At 63.3% G+C, this 18,345-nt stretch carries 20 protein-coding genes; 1 reads left to right on the top strand and 19 read right to left on the bottom strand.

All coding sequences use genetic code 11. From position 1 onward, the window contains the following. Positions 1 to 24: 24 nt before the first annotated feature. The 19 genes from C8N44_RS19070 to C8N44_RS18985 all read right to left on the bottom strand — a co-directional run bounded on the left by C8N44_RS19070 (position 25) and on the right by C8N44_RS18985 (position 17,358). Entirely contained in the window at positions 25 to 678 is a 654-nt protein-coding gene (locus tag C8N44_RS19070; RefSeq protein WP_107978357.1) for a methyltransferase family protein, read from the bottom strand. Continuing rightward, entirely contained in the window at positions 678 to 977 is a 300-nt protein-coding gene (locus C8N44_RS19065; RefSeq protein ID WP_244641128.1) for a DUF2933 domain-containing protein, read from the bottom strand. The genes C8N44_RS19070 and C8N44_RS19065 overlap by 1 nt, the downstream gene beginning before the upstream one ends. Further along, a complete protein-coding gene (locus tag C8N44_RS19060; RefSeq protein ID WP_146178877.1) occupies positions 974 to 1,579 on the bottom strand; it encodes a type 1 periplasmic-binding domain-containing protein in 606 nt (201 codons plus the stop codon). Before C8N44_RS19060 ends, C8N44_RS19065 begins: the two co-directional genes overlap by 4 nt. Further along, positions 1,576 to 3,930, bottom strand: coding sequence for a copper-transporting P-type ATPase (locus C8N44_RS19055; protein ID WP_188758778.1), 2,355 nt, complete (start codon positions 3,928 to 3,930; stop codon positions 1,576 to 1,578). The genes C8N44_RS19060 and C8N44_RS19055 overlap by 4 nt, the downstream gene beginning before the upstream one ends. After that, positions 3,927 to 4,874 (bottom strand): ribose-phosphate diphosphokinase, encoded by a 948-nt coding sequence (locus C8N44_RS19050; protein ID WP_107978355.1) that lies wholly within the window; start codon positions 4,872 to 4,874, stop codon positions 3,927 to 3,929. Before C8N44_RS19050 ends, C8N44_RS19055 begins: the two co-directional genes overlap by 4 nt. Continuing rightward, a complete protein-coding gene (locus C8N44_RS19045; RefSeq protein ID WP_107978354.1) occupies positions 4,871 to 6,379 on the bottom strand; it encodes a thymidine phosphorylase family protein in 1,509 nt (502 codons plus the stop codon). Before C8N44_RS19045 ends, C8N44_RS19050 begins: the two co-directional genes overlap by 4 nt. After that, positions 6,376 to 7,758, bottom strand: a complete 1,383-nt coding sequence (locus C8N44_RS19040) for an MBL fold metallo-hydrolase (RefSeq protein ID WP_107978353.1) — start codon at positions 7,756 to 7,758, stop codon at positions 6,376 to 6,378. Before C8N44_RS19040 ends, C8N44_RS19045 begins: the two co-directional genes overlap by 4 nt. Next, positions 7,755 to 8,120: a DUF5676 family membrane protein gene (locus tag C8N44_RS19035; protein WP_107978352.1), complete on the bottom strand. Its 366-nt coding sequence runs from the start codon at positions 8,118 to 8,120 to the stop codon at positions 7,755 to 7,757. Before C8N44_RS19035 ends, C8N44_RS19040 begins: the two co-directional genes overlap by 4 nt. Before the next feature lie 113 nt (positions 8,121 to 8,233). Then, positions 8,234 to 8,401, bottom strand: a complete 168-nt coding sequence (locus C8N44_RS23460) for a hypothetical protein (protein WP_158274093.1) — start codon at positions 8,399 to 8,401, stop codon at positions 8,234 to 8,236. Positions 8,402 to 8,585: 184 nt separating this feature from the next. After that, a complete protein-coding gene (locus C8N44_RS19030; RefSeq protein ID WP_107978351.1) occupies positions 8,586 to 9,749 on the bottom strand; it encodes a phospholipase D-like domain-containing protein in 1,164 nt (387 codons plus the stop codon). A 95-nt stretch (positions 9,750 to 9,844) separates the two neighbouring features. Further along, positions 9,845 to 11,005, bottom strand: coding sequence for an NAD(P)/FAD-dependent oxidoreductase (locus C8N44_RS19025; RefSeq protein WP_107978350.1), 1,161 nt, complete (start codon positions 11,003 to 11,005; stop codon positions 9,845 to 9,847). A gap of 60 nt (positions 11,006 to 11,065) precedes the next feature. Continuing rightward, on the bottom strand, positions 11,066 to 11,761 hold the full coding sequence (locus tag C8N44_RS19020; protein ID WP_107978349.1) for a CBS domain-containing protein: 696 nt from the start codon (positions 11,759 to 11,761) through the stop codon (positions 11,066 to 11,068). 39 nt (positions 11,762 to 11,800) lie between these two features. Further along, positions 11,801 to 12,403: a ubiquinol-cytochrome c reductase iron-sulfur subunit gene (gene petA, locus C8N44_RS19015; RefSeq protein ID WP_107978348.1), complete on the bottom strand. Its 603-nt coding sequence runs from the start codon at positions 12,401 to 12,403 to the stop codon at positions 11,801 to 11,803. Further along, positions 12,400 to 13,242 (bottom strand): enoyl-ACP reductase FabI, encoded by an 843-nt coding sequence (gene fabI / locus C8N44_RS19010; RefSeq protein WP_107978347.1) that lies wholly within the window; start codon positions 13,240 to 13,242, stop codon positions 12,400 to 12,402. Before fabI ends, petA begins: the two co-directional genes overlap by 4 nt. Beyond that, complete coding sequence (locus tag C8N44_RS19005; RefSeq protein WP_093037238.1) at positions 13,235 to 13,414, bottom strand: hypothetical protein; 180 nt, start codon at positions 13,412 to 13,414, stop codon at positions 13,235 to 13,237. Before C8N44_RS19005 ends, fabI begins: the two co-directional genes overlap by 8 nt. Before the next feature lie 6 nt (positions 13,415 to 13,420). After that, positions 13,421 to 15,187 carry a DUF3141 domain-containing protein gene (locus C8N44_RS19000; RefSeq protein ID WP_107978346.1) on the bottom strand — a complete coding sequence of 589 codons (1,767 nt, stop codon included), beginning with the start codon at positions 15,185 to 15,187 and terminating at the stop codon, positions 13,421 to 13,423. Further along, positions 15,184 to 15,516, bottom strand: coding sequence for a hypothetical protein (locus tag C8N44_RS18995; RefSeq protein ID WP_107978345.1), 333 nt, complete (start codon positions 15,514 to 15,516; stop codon positions 15,184 to 15,186). Before C8N44_RS18995 ends, C8N44_RS19000 begins: the two co-directional genes overlap by 4 nt. 92 nt (positions 15,517 to 15,608) lie before the next feature. Further along, positions 15,609 to 16,235, bottom strand: a complete 627-nt coding sequence (locus C8N44_RS18990) for an RNA polymerase sigma factor (RefSeq protein ID WP_107978344.1) — start codon at positions 16,233 to 16,235, stop codon at positions 15,609 to 15,611. Between the two features lie 241 nt (positions 16,236 to 16,476). Next, positions 16,477 to 17,358, bottom strand: coding sequence for a DMT family transporter (locus tag C8N44_RS18985; RefSeq protein WP_107978343.1), 882 nt, complete (start codon positions 17,356 to 17,358; stop codon positions 16,477 to 16,479). 253 nt (positions 17,359 to 17,611) lie between these two features. On the opposite strand from C8N44_RS18985, the gene C8N44_RS18980 reads away from it, so the two are divergent. Continuing rightward, positions 17,612 to 18,280 (top strand): RNA polymerase sigma factor, encoded by a 669-nt coding sequence (locus C8N44_RS18980; protein ID WP_107978342.1) that lies wholly within the window; start codon positions 17,612 to 17,614, stop codon positions 18,278 to 18,280. Positions 18,281 to 18,345: the final 65 nt, after the last annotated feature.

The raw sequence follows: 18,345 nt of genomic DNA, 5'->3' as shown, positions 1-18,345 counted from the left end.
TTTCTATGAATGTCTCGCCTCGCTTCATCGGCTGGCACCCACGGGCGGACGTTGGATGGGAACGAAAGCGGGAACGCGGCTTGCATATCTGTCCCAGCTTTCGCCGAACCGTTCGCGGCTGTCGGTTTCTTCGGCACGCGCAAGGCGGGCGTACATCCAGACCAGAACCGGGAACATGGCGAGCGTCAGGATGGTTGGCCACTGCACCAGAAAGCCCAGCATGATGAGAACGAATCCCACGTATTGGGGGTGGCGAATCCGGGCATAGGGGCCTGTCGTGGCCAGCCGCCCCTGCCTTTGCGCCGTCCATAGATGGTGCCAGGCCACGGATATTAGCCAGAAGCCGCCTCCGATCAGCGCGATACTCAGGATATGGAAGGGGCCGAAATGCGGGTTTGACTGCCATCCGAACATCATTTCGGGAAGATGTCCGCTATCGTGGGCCAGCCAGTCGATATCGGGCCAGGTCGATTGCAGCCAGCCGGACAGGACGAAGATCGTCAACGGGAACCCGTACATCTCGGTGAAGAGCGCCACAATGAAGGCGCTGAACGCCCCGAAACTCCGCCAGTCGCGTTTGGTCTGCGGTTTGAAGAAGCTGAAGGCGAAGATGATGAAGACCGCGGAGTTGATGAACACCAGCAGCCAAAGACCGTATGAGGCACCGGCATCGTCCATTATTCATCATTCCCCTTGCCGTGACTGCCATGCCCTCCGTGGCCCCCGTGCATGAAGAAGTGCATCCCAACGCAGAGCAGCAAAGGCAGCCAGATCAGCAATCCGCTGCCGAGGATGTGCACCCGGTGCTCGTAGCCCAGAAGAAGGCCACCTGCCGTCAGGGCGACGATCAGATAAATGCCGGCGCGCGACCGCCAGAACGAGGGGGGCGCGATCGTCCCTGAGTCTCCGTCCGAGCCGTCCAGTTTTTCCGGGTCTTTGGGGGCAACGTCAGAAACGAGCCTTGGTTCTTCTTTCATCGAGTATTCTCCTGCCAGTCAATGCCGCTCGCGGTATCGGCGAGAGCGGTCTCCAGCGCCACGCGCGGCGAGATCCCATCAAGCGGACGGATCGCGGCATCCAACCGCCGGGCGGCGTTATAGCCACGCGCCGCCGCCTCGGTCGGCGCCGAGCCGTAGGCACTGCGGTAGCGCGCGGCAAAGCTGTCCGTATCGTCCTCGGTCGCCCAGCCGTTCGGAAGCGCGCCGGGACGCAGCACGACGCCGGCGAAAGCCAGCGATGCGACCGCGGCGGATGCGTCCGGCTCCGGTCCCATCACGACCAGGACGTCGGGCGGTGTACGAGGCGTCCCGATCAATCCGGCGACCCGCCCGGCCGCGTCAGCAGGCAGCGGCAGAACCTGCACATCCACCCCCCCGAGATGGCCATCGGATGTTTCGGCGGGATGCCCGTCGCGCTCGTCTGCTGCCAGAAGGAACCCGTTGACCGCCTGGGCGAGTCGCGCCTCCGGTTTCTCACCGGTCACCAGAAGCGCGGCGGTGAACTCGTGCGCAATCGCCGCATTCGCGGTGATGGTGAACCCCAAAGCCGCCAGTGCACCTCGAACGATATCAGGTCTCATACTCTTGCACCCCTCAGCCGCAGGGAATTGAGCACCACCGAGATCGATGAGGCGCTCATGGCAAAGGCAGCAAACATCGGACTGATGAGGATACCGAAGAAGGGGAAAAGAACCCCCGCTGCGACGGGCACGCCGGAAGCGTTGTAGATTAGGGCGAAGAACAGGTTCTGGCGGATGTTGCGCATGGTAGCCCGCGCCAGCCGACGCGCGCGCACGATCCCGTCGAGGTTGCCTTTGACCAAAGTGATGCCCGCGCTTTCGATGGCCACATCGGCGCCAGTGCCCATGGCGATGCCGACATCGGCCTGCGCGAGCGCGGGGGCGTCGTTGACGCCATCCCCGGCCATGGCGACCTTGTGGCCCTCCTGCTGCAATTCCTTGATGATCCGCGCCTTGTCCTCGGGCAGCACGTCGGCCCGGATCTCGTCGATGCCGAGCCGTGCGCCGATGGCCTTTGCCGTGCGCTCGTTGTCGCCGGTCGCCATGATGACGCGGAACCCCAGTTCATGCAGATCCTCGATGGCGGCGGGTGTGGTTTCCTTCACCGGGTCGGCGACAGCGACAAGACCGGCGATCTCGCCATCCAGCACCACGAACATCACCGTCTCGCCCTCGTCGCGGCGGGCATTTGCCTTGGCGGTCAGGTCGCCCGCCTCGAGCCCCAATTCGCGGATCATCGCCAGATTGCCGAGCGCGACGGCCTGGCCGTCGACGATCCCCTTGACGCCCTTGCCGGTGACCGCCTCGAAGTCGTCCGCATCCGCCATCTTCACACTTCGCTCCTCCGCTCCCCTTACTATCGCTTCGGCAAGAGGGTGCTCCGATCCGCGTTCGAGCGATGCGGCGAGACGCAGGACCTCCGCCTCGTCGTGACCGCGCTCGGGCAGGACGGCGACAAGCTGTGGTTTGCCCATCGTCAGCGTCCCGGTCTTGTCGACGATCAGGGTATCGACCTTCTCGAACCGCTCCAGAGCCTCGGCGTTCTTGATAAGTACTCCGGCCTGGGCCCCCCGCCCCGTTGCCGTCATGATCGACATCGGGGTTGCAAGCCCAAGGGCACAGGGACAGGCGATGATCAGAACCGCGACGGCGGAGACGAGCGCATAGGACAGTGCAGGCGCCGGGCCCCAGAGCCCCCACGCGATGAAGGACAGAATTGCAACACCGATCACGGCCGGGACGAAATATCCCGCCACCTTGTCGGCATATTTCTGGATCGGTGCGCGCGATCGTTGCGCGTTGGAGACCATCTCGACGATCTGCGCCAGCATCGTGTCGGACCCGACCCGCGTCGCCTCCATCACCAGGCTGCCGGTGCCGTTGATCGTGGCACCGGTCAGCGGGTCGCCCTCGGTCTTCTCGACCGGCACGGGTTCACCGGAGATCATGCTTTCGTCGACCGAGGACCGGCCTTCCAGAACCACGCCATCTACCGGCACCTTGTCGCCGGGCCGCACGCGCAGCCGGTCGCCGACCTGCACGTCCTCCAGTGGGATTTCCTCCTCAGACCCGTCGTCCCGAATGACCCGCGCGGTCTTGGCTGCCATGTCCAGAAGTGCGCGGATCGCCTTGCCGGTCCCCTCGCGGGCGCGTAGTTCCATCACCTGGCCGAGCAGCACCAGCGTGACGATCACCGCTGCCGCCTCGAAGTAGACGCCGACATGCCCTTCGGCGTCGCGAAATCCGTCGGGAAATATGCCGGGTGAGAGAACGGCGACGACGCTGAAGAGCCAGGCCGCCATCACGCCCATGCTTATGAGCGAGAACATGTTGAGGTTCATCGTCTTGAACGAATTCCAACCGCGCACCATGAAGGGCCAGCCGCACCAAAGGACCACCGGGGTTCCGAGAACCAGCTCGATCCAGAGGGTTGCCCGCTCGCCGAAGATCTCGCGCACTCCCGGAAAGCCGAGATAGGGACCCATGGTGAGGATCAGAAGCGGAATGGTCAGGACCGTGCCGACCCAGAAACGTCGGGTAAAGTCGACAAGCTCCGGATTTGGACCGTCCCCCGCCATCGCCGCCGATTCAAGCTCCAGTCCCATGCCGCAGATCGGACAGGATCCCGGCTCGGTCTGGCGCACGGTTGGGTGCATCGGACAGGTGTAGACGGCCCCGTCATGGCCGTCGGGGACGGTATCGTATCTGCCGTCCGCCGGAGCGGCGCTCGCGTGGTGGTCGTGGGCGTGGTGCTCATGCCCGGCATGGGCGGCAACGTCGGCTTCGGGCACGAGATGCATACCGCATTTCGGGCAATCGCCCGAACCGTTCTGCCGCACCTCTGGATGCATCGGGCAGACGTACACGACGGTTTCGGTGTCGGATGTCGCACGGCTTGCTTGGTTGTTCATTCGGGTGTCCTCTCGGCGGGATTCGGATCCAACCTAACTGTTCCAGCAACTGGAAGGTCAAGGCCTGTCGCGACTGACCGGAGCGCTTCGGCCAGTACACTGGAAATTCCAATCGCATTCGATGGATGGGGTATGGTGTCGGTGGTAATAACCCTTGCCGCTCCGGCCGACAGGATGGCGTCGTGGGCGCCATCCGCAAAGACTGCATGGATGACCAGGCAGACAGTGGCCGGCGTCCCGGCGTCAAGCAACCGTTCGACGGCGCGCGCCATCGTGGTCCCGGAGGATGCAATATCGTCGAGGATCACCGGTGTGCCTGACTGCAATGCCGTGCTTTCGGGCACGCTGACGTCAACGCTGCGGTCGCCGGACCTCACCTTGCGCAACACCTCATAGGGCCGTCCGGCCAGCCGGGCCACCTCGGCCACCCATTGCTGGCTCTCGCTATCGGGACCAAGGAGAACGGCGTCGGGTAGGTTCGTCTTGATCCAGCTTGCAAGAAGCGGGGCCGAGACGGCGCGGACCGCGGGGATGGGAAAAAGATCCTCCAGCCGCGCGATGCGGTGCAGATGCGGATCGACGGTCACCAGCCAATCGAAACTCTCCCCCAGGAATTGCGCGAACAGCCGTGCGCTTACCGCCTGCCCGGCACTGAATCGCCGGTCCTGCCGCATGTAGCCGAGATAGGGAGCGATCAATCCGACGCGGCGCGCGCCCATCTCGCGGGCCGTCGCTGCGGCAAAGCGCAACGGCAGGGCAAGGCGGTCGGGATCGCGCAGTGTCGCCAGCAGCGCCACGTCTGCCCCGCCCAGATTGCCGGGTAATGAGATCAGGCTTTCGCCATCGGGGAAACGGTGCCAGTCGAGCTCGCGCAGCTCTGCCCCGATCGCGGGGGCCAGATCTTCGGCCAGCGGTCTCATCTCGGGAAACGTAACAAGGATCATGACACCTCCTCGGACAGCGTGAGCACGCCGGTTTGGGACTCGGCATAGGCGAGGGCATAGGCCAGTTCGCCCGGTGTCTCGGCATGGAGTTCATAGAGCGGCTGGCCCTTGTCCACACGATCACCGATACGCGCCAGCAGGCGAATGCCGGCGCTCTTCTGACGCGGGGCACCGGCCAGCTTGGCGATGCGCGCGATGCGTCGGTTGTCGATGGCGGTCAGCTGGCCCGCATGAGGGGCGCGTATATCGATGCGCTGTTCCGCGCTTCCGGGTTCGCGGAAACCGCCCTGTGCCGCGCAGATTGCCATGAACTTGGCCTCCGCCGCGCCACTGTCGAGAAGCGCCTGCGCACGGTCCCGTCCCTGCCCCGCCGCGGCGTCCGGCGCGAGGTCCAGAAGATGCCCGGCCAGGTCCAGCGACCGTTCGCGCAGATCCACAGGCGCGTCCGGCGTGCGCCGCAGAACCGCCAGAACGTCCAGGGCCTCCAGCGCCGGGCCGATGCCCCGTCCCACGGGGGCCACACCGTCGCTGATGTCCAGCGCCAGGTTCAGACCCAACGCCTTGGCCACCGATGACAGCCGGGCACCGAGGGCTTCGGCGGCCCCGGCCGACCGCACCTTGGCGGTGGGTCCGAGCGGTATGTCGATTAGGACATGCGTGGCACCGGCCGCAGCCTTTTTCGACAGCACACTCGCCACGAGTTGGCCGGTAGAGTCGAAATCGAGCGGGCGTTCGACACGGATGAAGTGATCATCGGCGGGGCTGAGCGCGAGCCCGCCGCCCCAGACGATGCAGCCGCCTTCTGCTTCGACCACCCGGCGCAGCGCGGCGGCGTCCAAGGCGACTGGCGCCATGACCTCCATCGTGTCGGCCGTCCCCGCCGGCGAGGTGATCGCACGGCTCGACGTCTTGGGGATCAGATACCCCGCCGCCGCGACGATGGCGACGACGATCGGCGTCGTCCGGTTGCCCGGCAATCCGCCGACGCAGTGTTTGTCGAGAACGGCCCGGTCCCCCCAGTCGAGCGTCTGCCCGGCATCCTTCATGGCGCGGGTCAGCGCCACGGTCTCGACCTCGTCCAGCCTGTCGCCCGCACAGGCGGTAACGAATGCGGCAAGCTCGAGATCCGAAAGCCGATTGTCGAGAGTGTCGCTGACGATTCCTGCGAAACCGGCCTGATCCAGTCTTTCGCCATAGGCTTTCGCCCGGATCATCGACGCGGAAGCGGGCGGTTCAGGGTGCGAGAACGCGGCCCTGTCCCCCGCCTGCGCTTCAAGGGCCGCCCAGGCGGAAACTGACAATGCCGCCTGGTCCACGGCAAGCCATGCCCCACGACCGACCACATTCAAGGTGGCAATGATCCACCGGTCCTTAAGGTCGATCCGTATTCGAGTCTGGGCCGCAAACCCCTCGGAGCGGCAGACATGGCAATCCTCATGCATGTAGACGACCGGTTGTCGGTAGGTGTCTATGCCGGATGGGATAAGAGAAAGCGTATCGGTCATCGCGGCCGGTCCAGATAGACGGACTCGAGGTGCTCCGGGACGCGCACGGGTCGCTCAAGCTCATGTTCGACGCGGAATCGCAGGGTGTCGGCAGCCGAAGGTTCCCCATGAGTCAGATAAGTCATCGCGGGGGCGGGACCGGCGGACATCCAGCGCAGGATCTCGTCGGCGTCGGCGTGCCCGGAAAAGGACTGGAGCTGAACCACTTCGGCCTCGATCGGGAACTCTCGTCCGAACATGCGCAAACTCCGCGCTCCCCCGGCCAGCGCCGCGCCACGCGTGCCCCCAGCCTGAAAACCTGACAGCAGGATCGTGTTCCGCCGATCACCACCAAAGCTTGCAAGATGGTGCAGGATACGCCCGCCGGTCAGCATGCCGCTGGCGGATACGATGATCATCGGACCCTGCCGCGTATTCAATTCCTTGGATTGCTCGACCGTGTTCACGCGTTTGGCGATCTCGAACATCGCGACGCAATCTTCGCGGCTGACGTGATGTTCGTCGTGGTGGCGGTGATAGATCTCGGTCGCGTCCACCGCCATCGGGCTGTTGAGGAACACCGGGACGTAAGGAATGTCGCCCCGTCCCATCAATCGTGCGATATGCAGCATAAGGCCTTGCGCCCGTCCGACGGCAAAGGACGGAATCAGCACCGTGCCGCCACGGGCAAAGGTGCGTTTGAGGACCGGGGCCAGCTCGGCCTCGGGGTCCGTATCGGGATGGGACCGGTTGCCATAGGTGGATTCGCAGACCAGCACATCGGCCTCGCCGAATGGTTTCGGCGGTCGCATCAGCGGATCGGGATCGTGGCCCAGATCGCCGCTGAAATGGACAACCCTGCCGCCGACCTCAAGTCGGATCTGGGCCGCCCCAAGAAGATGTCCGGCCGGAATGAAGCTGGCCGCGATGCCGTCGCCCAGTTCGATCCTCTGATCGAAAGGGTGCGGATCAAGGCGATCCAGCGCAGCCTTTGCATCCTTGAGCGTGTAGAGTGGTTGTGGGTTCTTGTGCCTGGAATATCCCTTTCTGGCGGCATAGCGCGCCTCTTCTTGCTGGATATGCCCGCTGTCCGGCAGAATGAGCCCGCACAGCTCCGCCGTTGCCTCGGTGCAAAGAATCCGCCCGCGAAACCCCGCCCGGATCAATGCGGGCAGATATCCCGAATGGTCCAGATGGGCATGGGTGAGCAGCACGGTGTCGATGGTGTTGACGCGCACAGGGAACGGTTTGCGATTGCGCGCACGCAGCTGCTTGAACCCCTGGAACAGGCCGCAATCGACCAGGATGCGCCGCCCCATGGCTTCGATCAGATAGCGCGATCCGGTCACCGTTCCGGCGGCACCGAGAAAGCGCAGTTTCGGACGTGCGGTCGGGATCATGCCTCTGCTCCCCTGCTTGAGATGGCGTTGAAAAGCCCCCCGAAGATCAGCGCGGCGTACCAACCATACAGAAAGCTCTCGACCAGACCGATGATGAAGCCCACCGGGGTCAGCCAGACGAAACCGGGCAGCAGGCCAGACCAGACCTCGTACATTGCGTATCCGGGAAAGATGAGATCGAACACGACACAAACCACGTATGTCAGCGCCAAAAACAGGCTCAGCGCCCAACCCAGTGGCACAATCGGCAGACGCACACGCCCTGCACCGGCAGGCCCGCCCATGACGCAAGCCCCGCACGTCATGCGCAAGGCCACGAAAAGGATCGCAGCGACGGCGGTGAAATAGAGGATGGGCATCATGGCGTGTTCCTTTCTTGTCGATGATCAAACTGGATCGCGAACGCCGTTGCCGGTCGGCACCTTGCAAGGATGGGTGCGCAACCGGCGCAAAACGCCCATCCTGCGAGGCATCGTCAGTTCTGACCGCAGCAACAGCCGGATTTGACCGGTTTTGCCTTTGCGGGGTCCGCGACCTGCGGTTCGACAGTTGCTTTCGGCTGCGCGTCGGTCTTGCCACCGCAACATCCGCCCTGCTTCTGCTTGGCCGCGTCTTGTGTCTGCGAAGTTGAACGGTCGTCCATCTGGACCTCCTTTTGTTTGGTTTCGTTCTATAGACGCGCCCCGACCGGAAGCATTACAGGGATTGGCAACCTGTCGGTCTTCGTTAGTACAGGAGCAAGTGTATCGCTCTGCCGTAGGAAGGCGTCGATATTGCAGACAGAGTTACTACATTCCGGCAGGCTGTCGGCTGACCGGTGCAGCCGGTTAAAGCAGCCGCCGCGCGGCCCATCCGATCAACTCGAAACCACGCGCGCGCCAGCCGCGGGAAAGCCAGGTCCGAAGAGTGACTTCGCGGGCATCCGAAATATCTTGCAGATACTGCGCCTGTAACTGCCCTGCCAGGACGCGGTTACGCGCGAACAGGACCAACTCCTGATTGATGAACAGGCTTCGGTAGTCGAGGTTTGCTGACCCGACGATCGACCAGCCGGCATCGACGACCGAAGTCTTGGCATGCAGTTGACGGGGTAGATACTCGTAGACCCTCACGCCCGCCGAGAGAAGCTGCGCATATGCCGCCCGCGTCGCCCAGCCAGCAACCAAAGGATCGCTCCTGCGAGGCACGAGCAGACGGACGTCCACGCCGCGACGCGCGGCGTCCTGAAGCGCCCGGTCGACCACGGTGCCCGGGCTGAAATAGGGCGACGTCAGATAGACGCAGGTCTGTGCCATCCCGATCAGTCCCGCGTGCAGACAGGCGAGCCCCTTCTGACACTTGCGCGAATAGCTCGGCACCAGGAGCCCTTCGATCCCGCCGGCCTCTTCGGGAATGGAGTTTGCCGGAAGCGGGCGGGCGTCCCGCCAGAGCCGGTCGAAGTGACTTGCGGCAAGCGTCGCCAACGGCCCCTGGACGCGCGCATGGGTATCGCGCTGGCGGCTTGCACCGTGAAGCCGACGCGAGTTCAACCGGCGGATATTGAAACCGCCCAGGAACGCTTCCCGGCCATCCACGACGAGAAGCTTGCGGTGGTTGCGCTGGAAATATCGCAGTGGGTGTCGGAGATCAAAGGGACGAAACCAGCGAAACCGCACGCCGCTTCGTTCCAGTTCCCGCCGAAACTTGTCGAAATTCCGCTGGCCGGCACCGAAGGCGTCGAGGTGCAACCGAACATCAAGCCCGGTTCGCGCCTTGTCTGCGAGCGCGGCGACAAAACGCGCCCCAATTTCGTCTGCCGCAAAGATGTAGGATTCCATCCAGATCGCTTCGGTCGCGCCCTCGATCGCCGCGATCATCGCATCGAAGAGAGCATCTCCCTCGACAAACAGCTGGAAAGCGCCCGACCCTTCGCCCAGATTTGGCACACAGATCGCTGCCCGCGCCTGCGGCAACGTCAGGGAGTTTTCACGAGGTACGCGCGGGTTGCTCATAATCGCGACTTACCGCCCCACCGGTTCGGTCGCAACATCGGTGTCACGACGCCGGCGCCATGCCTGCAACGCGAATTCGCAAGGACGCACATCCTTCAAGTGTTCGCTATTTCATGGGTGCCGTGCTGGCACCAGACACAATCGCAGTTGTTGTGGCTGCAACTGCGGTCCCGCAAAGGGTTGCGATAGTGAAAACGGGCGAGCGGCAGCAGCAGGCGCTTGGGAAATGACAGCCGATAGGCCTGACCCAAAGCATCGCCCGTGTCGGTCGATCCCAGCTTTCCGATCAGATAGTCGATCCCGCGGGGGCCCGTCTGGTTGAACAAGTACCGATTGACGACACCACCGCGCAGGTCGGGTTGCAGCGCTTCGCGCCAGGCTTTCGTGTAGTCGGCGCCGCTGATCAGGCTTTGGGCCGCCAGACGCCCGGATCGCATCGCATAGCGCAGCCCGAATCCTGCCAACGCGTCCTGAAAACCCGCATGCTCGCCGATCACCGGGTTTCCGGCCTGCATCGCCGTGCGCGGCAATCGGACATTCCCGAAACCGCCGAAACCTCTTGGCGTATTCATTTCCAAGCCTGCGTGACGCTTGAAGTATTCCACGGTTGCCCCGAGATATTTCGCTTGATCGCGAAAGCCCGAGAACATGCAACTGGCCACCGTGCCGCGCCCCCGGTGCACGAGCAGATAGGCGTAGCCCTTCGGGGCAAGCTCGGTCCCGAAGGCCAGCCACGCGCCATCGGCCATGGAGGTCTCAAAGACGTAGCCCACGGCGATGATATCGGCCCGCCTTGGTCCGCCCGCCAGGATCATGCTGCTCGTGGTCCTTTTCACGCGATCGTTGAACCGCACCTCGGCCCCGGCCGTGCGGGCCTGATCCAGCAAGGCCCGGTCAAGCGTTCCCGGCGCGGTGCCTCGGCGCAAAAGATAGAACAGGGGCTTCGATCCATGCACCCGGTGGGCCTTGGCATGGCTGTCGAAGACGATGCCTTCGGTTACACTGCGATGATCGAAATCGGCGGCAACACCGGCATCGGCCAGTTCGTCCAGAACGTTCTGCGTGGCGCTCCAGTTTTCCAGACCCTGAAAGTCGTCGTGGAACCGATGGCCAACATCTTGGTGCCATTCTCGCACTACGACACGACGATTGGCCTTTGCCAAGACGATTGCACAGACCAGCCCCGCCGGGCCGGCGCCGACGATTTCAATCGCTTTTTCTTTAGAGTCGGCGGAACCTGGTGCTAGCACCATCATACCAACCTTGTTCGGTGCGATCGACGCCCTGAAAGGCAAGATTTACGTCCGCACTGTGAGTCAGATCCCGTAAGCCCAAGCCGGCAGTCTGCCCATGTTGACATCCACCATCCCGACGCCGGGCACGCTTTCGACGGCGACGCGAATTGCATTCTCCTCGAAATCGCTGTCGGCGACACCCCAGACGGAGACATTGCCGTTTTCCACCGTGTAGTTGATCAGGTTGACCGCTGCACCGGGCACTTCCTTCAGAGCCTCTTTGATCTTCGCACGAAGCACGCGGTCGTCCTCCGACGGCTCCGGCAGCACCCCTTCCTTGAGTGCCGACAAGGCATGGAGCAGGTTCGCCCGGCTGACAATGCCGACCACTTGACCGGATCGCAGCACCGGCACCCGCTTGATCCTGTGCTTTTCCAGAAGGCGCGCGATCTCGGCGACAGTCGTGTCTTCCTCGACGGAAACGACATCGCGTGTCATCACATCCTCAACGTGGTGGCTTTTGAGTTTCACGAAATCCCGGGTGGAATCGCTCGATCCGCCCAGGACTTCGAGCCACCAGGACCGGCGTGGGCCGTCGGTTTCGCGGACACGCCGCATGAGATCGCCTTCGCTGACAAGTCCCTTGAGGCCGCCCTCTGCGTCGACGACGGGCAGCGCGCTGATGTGGTGGTCCAGCATCAGGCGCACCGCGTCCTCGACTTGTCCCTCCAGCGGGACCGAGATCACGGATGTTGTCATGATATCCTTGGCTTGCATGTCATGGTCTCCTTCTTGGACTATTGGACGATTCTTCGGTCAGGTGCCGATGACGAGTTGCAGGTCTTCGCCCAGCGTGTAGGGCGGGATGTCGAGGTTGCGCGGTGCCGGCCCTTTCCGTATCCGACCCGACGTATCGTAATGCGACCCGTGGCACGGGCAGAACCACCCGCCGAATTCGCCCACCGCCGACCCATCCTGGCCCAGGGGAATACAGCCCAGATGCGTGCAGACCCCGATGACGATCAGCCATTCACCATCCTCCCCCGCCGCGCGGTTTTCATCCAGTGCCGGCTCTTCGCCACTTAGATTGGGATTCTCGTCCGTTTCATCAACAGGATCGGGAAGCTCGTCGAGATCGACGGCACGTGCAGCCTCGATTGCCGCTGGAGACCTGCGCCAGGCGAAGACCGGGCGCCCCTGCCACTTCACCGTAATGCGTTGGCCCGGTTCGACACCGGCAAGATCGACCCTGACCGTGCCGGACGCGGTCACATCCGCTGAGGGGTTCATCGAATTGATCAACGGCCAAACCGCCGCGCCTGCGGCAATCGCGCCGGTAGAGGCCGTTGCATAATAAAGGAAATCGCGGCGCTCTGTTGCGGGTAATTGATTGGTTTCGTCATTGGTCTGGCGCATCATGATTCCTCCGATTTAGAGTTCATCTCCGCTGCGGCGACAGGGCTTTCGACGTGAACACCCGCATCGACATGCAGCACCTCGCCCGTGATGCCGCCGGTATAGTCGCTGGCGAACAGCAGGGCGGCTCGGCCCACCTCGTCGGCCTCGATGTTTCGCCGCAGGGGCGCGGCACGCGCGGTTGCGTCCAGAAGCCCGGCAAAGCCGGTCAACCCCGACGCCGCGCGGGTCATCACCGGCCCTGCCGAAATGGCGTTGACGCGGATGTTCGATGGCCCGAGTTCGTGCGCCAGATAGCGCACCGTAGCTTCGAGAGCCGCCTTGACCGGCCCCATCACGTTGTAACTCTCCACGACGCGTTCCCCGCCGAGATAACTCAGCGTGATGAGACTGCCGCCGCCTCTCATCAGGGGTTCGGCCAGACGGGCCATTCGGATCAGCGAATGGACCGAAACATCCATCGCTTCGGTGAATCCTTCAGCCGAACAGTCGGTCAGGCGGCCATGAAGGTCGCCGGGCGGCACGCTGCCCACGGCATGAAGGATAAAGTCCAGCTTTCCCCAGCGTTCGGTGATGGCATCAAAAACACCGTCGAGTTCATGCGGTGCGTTCACATCGCAGGGCAGCAGGATCGGCGCTTCGAGCCGTGCCGCCAATGGCGCCACATAAGGTTTGGTGCGCTCATCGACATAGGTGACGGCAAGTTCAGCACCCGCTTGACGGAAATGCAGGGCGGCGGGCCAGGCAAGGCTGCGATCATTCGCGATGCCGACGACCAGGCCCTTCCGGCCGGACAGATCAAGCAGTTCCGCAGGATCGCAGCAGTCGTCGAAGTCAGGCATCTTCGGATGCTGCCTTGGTATCGGAAGACGCGGCCGTCTTCTTCTCATACGCACTATGACTTCTGCTCGTCTTGCCATCTTTGTGTCCGCCATGACCGAGCCCGAAAAGGTGCATCGCGGCCATTCCGCCGAAGAGGAGAACCAAGACCCAGTTCTCAGAAAGCCATTCCATATTCGGTCACTCCTTGTTTGATGCGGCGTCCGGATGGTTCGCCCGTGCAGGTGAGGTGATGATGGGGAAAGTGCCGAACATCACGCCGAAGACATGGGTGATCCATGCATCGCGCCCCTTGCGCCATGCGCCCAGAACCTCGCCGGTGCGCGCCGACAGCGCGCGTTCGGTTACAATCGCGGGGTGGTTTCCCGGCAAAGGGTCGCGCGTCTCGCGCAGCGTCTCGGCGGTGGATTTGACCAGCGCCATCCATGGGTTCACCCGTCCGGAAAACATCGTCCTGGTCCACCGCATGGGATGCAGGGCGCGCAGCGCCTCGGCGCTGGCCGGGCTGGTCGCGGCCCGCAGCCACGGGCTCACGAAAGTCGAATAGGCCGCCTCGTTGATCCGCGATATCTGCGCCACCTGTTCCAAGGCCGCATCGTCCGACGCAATGCCCAGATCTTCGACCTCGCGCGGCTCGAACCGCACCGCAAAATCGCCGCTCTCGCAGTCCGGGTCGCCCGACGGATTGTCGATCACCATCTCGTAAAGCCCCGGTGCCAGCGCGTCGACCTCGTCCAGGCTTTCCAGGATCGCCCGATGCTGAATCCGAGCGACGGACCCCGAGACAAAGATGCCAAGGTGGCCGACATGGCCGTGCGTCATGTAGACGATGCGCTGCCCGGCTGCCTTGAGCGCATCGGTGTCGGGATAGAGCTTGGCGATCCACCCCATTGCCTGTTCGGGCGGGGTGATGTTGTCGCCCTCCGAGGCAAAGATGATCAGCGGATTGCTGATCCGCTTGAGGTCAACGGTGCAATGCGCGTCCAGTTGCATCTCGCCCTGCTCCAGCCGGTTGCCGATGAACAGGTTCTGCGTGATGCCGAGGATTTCCTCGCGGCTGAGCGTATAGTAGCCATTCCACCAGCGCTCGAATTCGAGGAACCTCTCACGCTCGGTGTCGGCTCGGGCAAAGAGGGTCGCGTATTTGTCCCAGATGGCTTTCTCGGGTTGCAGGTTTTCGAAGTTTTGCGCCAGCCATGCCCCGTCGAAACGACCGTCGCCCAGATCGGAGATCATGTGCGCGGCCCATGCCCCGCCCGTCAGCGCGCCCATCATCCGCATCGGGCTGCTTGCCGCCTCGCCCGACCAATAGCTGAGCGGCGAGCCGTTCAGCACCACGGGCCCGGTCAGACCCTCGCAATCCGCCGCCAGCAGCGTGGCCGCCCAACCGGCCTGGCAATTGCCGTAAAGCACGGGAGCTGTATCCGAGTGACGGCGCGCGACCTCCGAGACGAAATCGCGCAGTGCATAGTGAACGTCGGCCAGCGTCTGACCCGGCATGGGCTCTGGAAAGAAGATCACGAAATAGACCGGATGGCCCTCGTGCATCGCCATCCCGACCTCGCTGTCGCGCTTGAACCCGCCGATGCCCGGCCCGTGCCCGGCGCGCGGATCAATGATGATCACCGGCGGCTTCGCCTCGTCAACGCAATCGTCCCAGCAATCGTCGCCGACCCGCGTGATCCTGAGCAGCGCGTAGTTGGCTGGCCGGTCGAAATTGCGCGCATCGAGCAGAAGTTCGTAGTCGAAGTCCAGCAGCGGCGGCATGCCCTGCCGCTCATGCGCGATCATGTTGTCGGCGCGTTCGCGCAGCGTATCGAGGAACAGCACCCAGCGTTCCAAGGCGTCCTGGGCATAGGGTGTCTGCGCGCCCGTGCCCGCACCGCCAGCGACGGGTGCAGGGGCGTGTTCGGGCGTCTCCACCGTAGGGCGCAGGCTCTTGTTCATGTTCGGTTTCCTTTTGGCTGGGGGTCTGTGCCGGAAGGTCTTCCAGCGAGCATCACAAGCACGAGATCTTCTGCGACATCCTCGCGCAGACCGGTCAGCAGATAGGACGCATCGCCGGGCTCGATGCCCAATGCGCGCGCCGCGAGTGGCGGAGGCTGGTTCATCATTTCGACCCGGTTGAACAACGCCCGCGCCATCGGGGCGTTCGCGTGCCCGCAGGTCTCGGCACAGGCACAGGTCATCCGCGAGAACAAGATGCGAAGATCATCGTCGTCGGATGATGGGTGACGGGTTTCCCCTGATTTCCGATCCATCTTCTTGCGTGGCATGGCTAGGCGACTCCTGTGGTTGAGCCTTCGGGCTTGGTCACAGAAGAAGACGCCGGAAGATGGAAATCGTTACAGATCCGCCGGCAGGGCGATCAGTGTGCCTGTCCCACGTCTTCGCAATCGGTTTCGTGTTCGACGCTGGCGCAGCCTTCGGGCGGGCAGGAGCAATCCTCGCGGTCCTCCCGGCAGCATGAGCCGCAATGCGCCGTCAGCGCCTCGCGCAGGGCAGTGCGCGCCCTGTGAAGCCGGACACCGAGGGCGTTGCGCGTTAATCCGAGATCGGCCGCCGCGGTCTCTCGATCCTCCTCGCCGAAATCTATGCGCCGGATCAGTTCGGACTCCACCGGGCGCAGTTCGGAAATCAGCCCCTCATGGCAGGTGCATAACCGCGCCATCTGGCTGGGCGCATCGGCGATCCAGTCTTCGGGTTCGCGCGCCGCCGCTGCCGCCAGACGGTTGCGCCGGGTTCCCTTGCGGTAGTGGTCGTTCAGGGTGGAGCGCAGTATCGTGTAGAGCCACGCATCCATCCGGTCGACATCGCGGAGCTGATCCTTGCGGGTCAGCACCCGGATGCAGAACTCTTGCAACACATCCTCGGCATCCGCGCGGTTGCCGAGCCGTTTGACCAGGAACCCCATGAACGCGCCGCGCCCGTCCAACAGCGCGCGTTCCGGCGAAGTGTCGGGCACCTCCCGCTTGCGACTGTCTTGCGATGCCATGATGTCCCTGCCCTTTCCGCGTATCTTGCGCTGTCATGCAACGATGGTCTGACTGTTGCATCTTGCAGTTTCAATGCGGGCGGGCGTTGACATGGATCAAATGCGTTGCAGCCCGTCGCGCCGCTCTGAAAGACATGGGGTTTCTGTCCGCCTGCGGCAAGGTGGCTTTCGGCGGTGACGGGATGGCCAGGATGTCGCACTGCATCCTGCCGGCGTCAGGTTTCCCTTCGGCGCGGTACGACTACCCTTGTGGTCTGCCCTTGAGATTGACGAACACGATCCCCAAAATGACCAGCGCAATACCGGAAAACTGAATGCCGGACAGACGTTCCCCGAAGAACAGTGCGCCAATCGTAAGACCGAAGATCGGGACCAGAAAGCTGAACACGATCGCCCGGTTCAGCTCGACCTCCTCCAAGACCGAGAACCAGACCCAATACACCAGCGCCGAGCCGAAAAGGGCCAACCCCAGCAAGGATAACGTGAAGGCCGCGTTCCATTGAACCGCGGTCGGATCTTCCATTGCGAAGGCCGCGATGGCCAATGGCACGCTGCCGATGAGCAGTTGCATCCCCATTCCGAAAAGCCCGTCCACCTTGTCCGCGATGGACTTGATCGCCACGTTGCTGATGGTCACGCCGACCGCCGCCAGAACGATATAGGCAAAGCCGATGGCCGAGCCGTCCTGCCCCCCCTCCAGCAGTTGCGGCAGGGCGATCACGAGGACACCCGCGAAGCCGACCGACAGGCCGATCCAGCCGATCCTCGGCAGGTGCTCGCCAAGCCACGCGACGCCAAGCATCGCCGCAAGCAGGGGCTGCGTGTTGGCGATGACGGTGGCGAGGCCGGGAGACACAAACTCGGCCGCATGAAACATGCCCACAAACCCCAGGCTGGTCGCCCCAAGGCCGACGACAGCCAGTGTCACCCAGATGCGCCCGCCGCGCGGAAATGGCCGACGCAAGATCATGGCCAACCCCACCAGAGCCGCGCCTGCCAAAACCGCCCGCATCGTCGCAAAGGTCAGATGCGGCGCGTATTGCAGCCCCGCGGTGATCAGCGGAAAGCACGCCGCCCACAGGAACATGGCCAGAACGATCTTGGATATGACGGTCGGCGACATCGAATTTCCTTATCTGGATCAGAAGCGGCAGGAATTGCAGAAAATTTCCGATGTGCCAACTCAGGGGCGAAGTAAAAAGACGTTGCGCCCGCCTAGATCCTACACCGGAAAGGCCAGAGGGCGCTGGCCGAGCCTCCGATCCTTCGAGACCCGGCGCAAGCCATGACAGAACCGCAAACAATCGAAGCAAGCGAAACACCCTGACGCTGTAACGTTTCCGGTGCTTCGGCGTCTTACTCTGCAGAGGTGCATTATGAATGAGGACCGCAAACACCGCTCTTCCGTAGAATATCTGCGCGATACAGCCGCCAAGGTCGCGGATGCCGCTGTGCGTCGTGCGCTGGTGGAAGGCCGTCAGCATATCCTGCGTTTCCTGCTTCGACGGCTGGGCGATGCGGACGCCGCCGAGGATGTCCTGCAAACGTTCATGCTGCGGGCCATAGACCGCTCGGAGCAACTACGCGATGTGCGCGCCGTTCGCGGCTGGCTCAGTCAGATCCTGGCGTCGTCGATTGCGGATTACGGTCGCAAGGTTGCGCGGCAGCGTCAGAGGGAGGTGGTGATGGCCCCAACCGACCTGGACAGCTTCCAAGACGGGTTCGACGAAGAACTCGACGAGACGATATGCAATTGCCTATACAAGCTGTTGCCGACCCTGAAGCCGGAATACGCCGAAGTAATCTGGCGCGTCGATCTTCAGGAGCAGCCGCGCGAGGCTGTCGCCAAAGACCTCGGCATCACCTTGCACAACCTCACGGTCCGTCTTCACCGGGGCCGGCAGGCATTGAAGACAAGGTTGGAACAGATGTGCCTGACCTGCCCGGTACATGGCTTTCTCGATTGCGATTGCGACGCCGTAGAAAAGGTCCGCGCGCGTTTTCAGGCGCTGAAGGACGACGCCGGAGCTAAAACGACGGACTGAGTCGAGATGCGCTGGCCTTCTCTCACCGCGTGTCCGCAATTCAGGATCGCAGTCTGTAATCCATC

It is taken from the genome of Allosediminivita pacifica (assembly GCF_003054175.1).
Classification (GTDB): Bacteria; Pseudomonadota; Alphaproteobacteria; order Rhodobacterales; family Rhodobacteraceae; genus Allosediminivita; species Allosediminivita pacifica.
Note: the sequence above shows the minus strand (reverse complement) of the source record. Positions and strands in the feature narration are given on the sequence as shown.

Bases quoted from the DNA above. Each gene is read 5' to 3' on its own strand.
- C8N44_RS19065 (WP_244641128.1), bottom strand. From the start codon at position 977: ATGAAAGAAGAACCAAGGCTCGTTTCTGACGTTGCCCCCAAAGACCCG.
- fabI (WP_107978347.1), bottom strand. From the start codon at position 13,242: ATGCCTGACTTCGACGACTGCTGCGATCCTGCGGAACTGCTTGATCTG.
- C8N44_RS19045 (WP_107978354.1), bottom strand. From the start codon at position 6,379: ATGACCGATACGCTTTCTCTTATCCCATCCGGCATAGACACCTACCGA.
- C8N44_RS18980 (WP_107978342.1), top strand. From the start codon at position 17,612: ATGAATGAGGACCGCAAACACCGCTCTTCCGTAGAATATCTGCGCGAT.
- C8N44_RS19050 (WP_107978355.1), bottom strand. From the start codon at position 4,874: ATGATCCTTGTTACGTTTCCCGAGATGAGACCGCTGGCCGAAGATCTG.
- C8N44_RS19030 (WP_107978351.1), bottom strand. From the start codon at position 9,749: ATGAGCAACCCGCGCGTACCTCGTGAAAACTCCCTGACGTTGCCGCAG.
- C8N44_RS19040 (WP_107978353.1), bottom strand. From the start codon at position 7,758: ATGATCCCGACCGCACGTCCGAAACTGCGCTTTCTCGGTGCCGCCGGA.
- C8N44_RS19000 (WP_107978346.1), bottom strand. From the start codon at position 15,187: ATGAACAAGAGCCTGCGCCCTACGGTGGAGACGCCCGAACACGCCCCT.
- C8N44_RS19055 (WP_188758778.1), bottom strand. From the start codon at position 3,930: ATGAACAACCAAGCAAGCCGTGCGACATCCGACACCGAAACCGTCGTG.
- C8N44_RS18985 (WP_107978343.1), bottom strand. From the start codon at position 17,358: ATGTCGCCGACCGTCATATCCAAGATCGTTCTGGCCATGTTCCTGTGG.
- C8N44_RS18990 (WP_107978344.1), bottom strand. From the start codon at position 16,235: ATGGCATCGCAAGACAGTCGCAAGCGGGAGGTGCCCGACACTTCGCCG.
- C8N44_RS19020 (WP_107978349.1), bottom strand. From the start codon at position 11,761: ATGCAAGCCAAGGATATCATGACAACATCCGTGATCTCGGTCCCGCTG.
- C8N44_RS23460 (WP_158274093.1), bottom strand. From the start codon at position 8,401: ATGGACGACCGTTCAACTTCGCAGACACAAGACGCGGCCAAGCAGAAG.
- C8N44_RS19060 (WP_146178877.1), bottom strand. From the start codon at position 1,579: ATGAGACCTGATATCGTTCGAGGTGCACTGGCGGCTTTGGGGTTCACC.
- petA (WP_107978348.1), bottom strand. From the start codon at position 12,403: ATGATGCGCCAGACCAATGACGAAACCAATCAATTACCCGCAACAGAG.
- C8N44_RS19005 (WP_093037238.1), bottom strand. From the start codon at position 13,414: ATGGAATGGCTTTCTGAGAACTGGGTCTTGGTTCTCCTCTTCGGCGGA.
- C8N44_RS19035 (WP_107978352.1), bottom strand. From the start codon at position 8,120: ATGATGCCCATCCTCTATTTCACCGCCGTCGCTGCGATCCTTTTCGTG.
- C8N44_RS18995 (WP_107978345.1), bottom strand. From the start codon at position 15,516: ATGCCACGCAAGAAGATGGATCGGAAATCAGGGGAAACCCGTCACCCA.
- C8N44_RS19025 (WP_107978350.1), bottom strand. From the start codon at position 11,005: ATGATGGTGCTAGCACCAGGTTCCGCCGACTCTAAAGAAAAAGCGATT.
- C8N44_RS19070 (WP_107978357.1), bottom strand. From the start codon at position 678: ATGGACGATGCCGGTGCCTCATACGGTCTTTGGCTGCTGGTGTTCATC.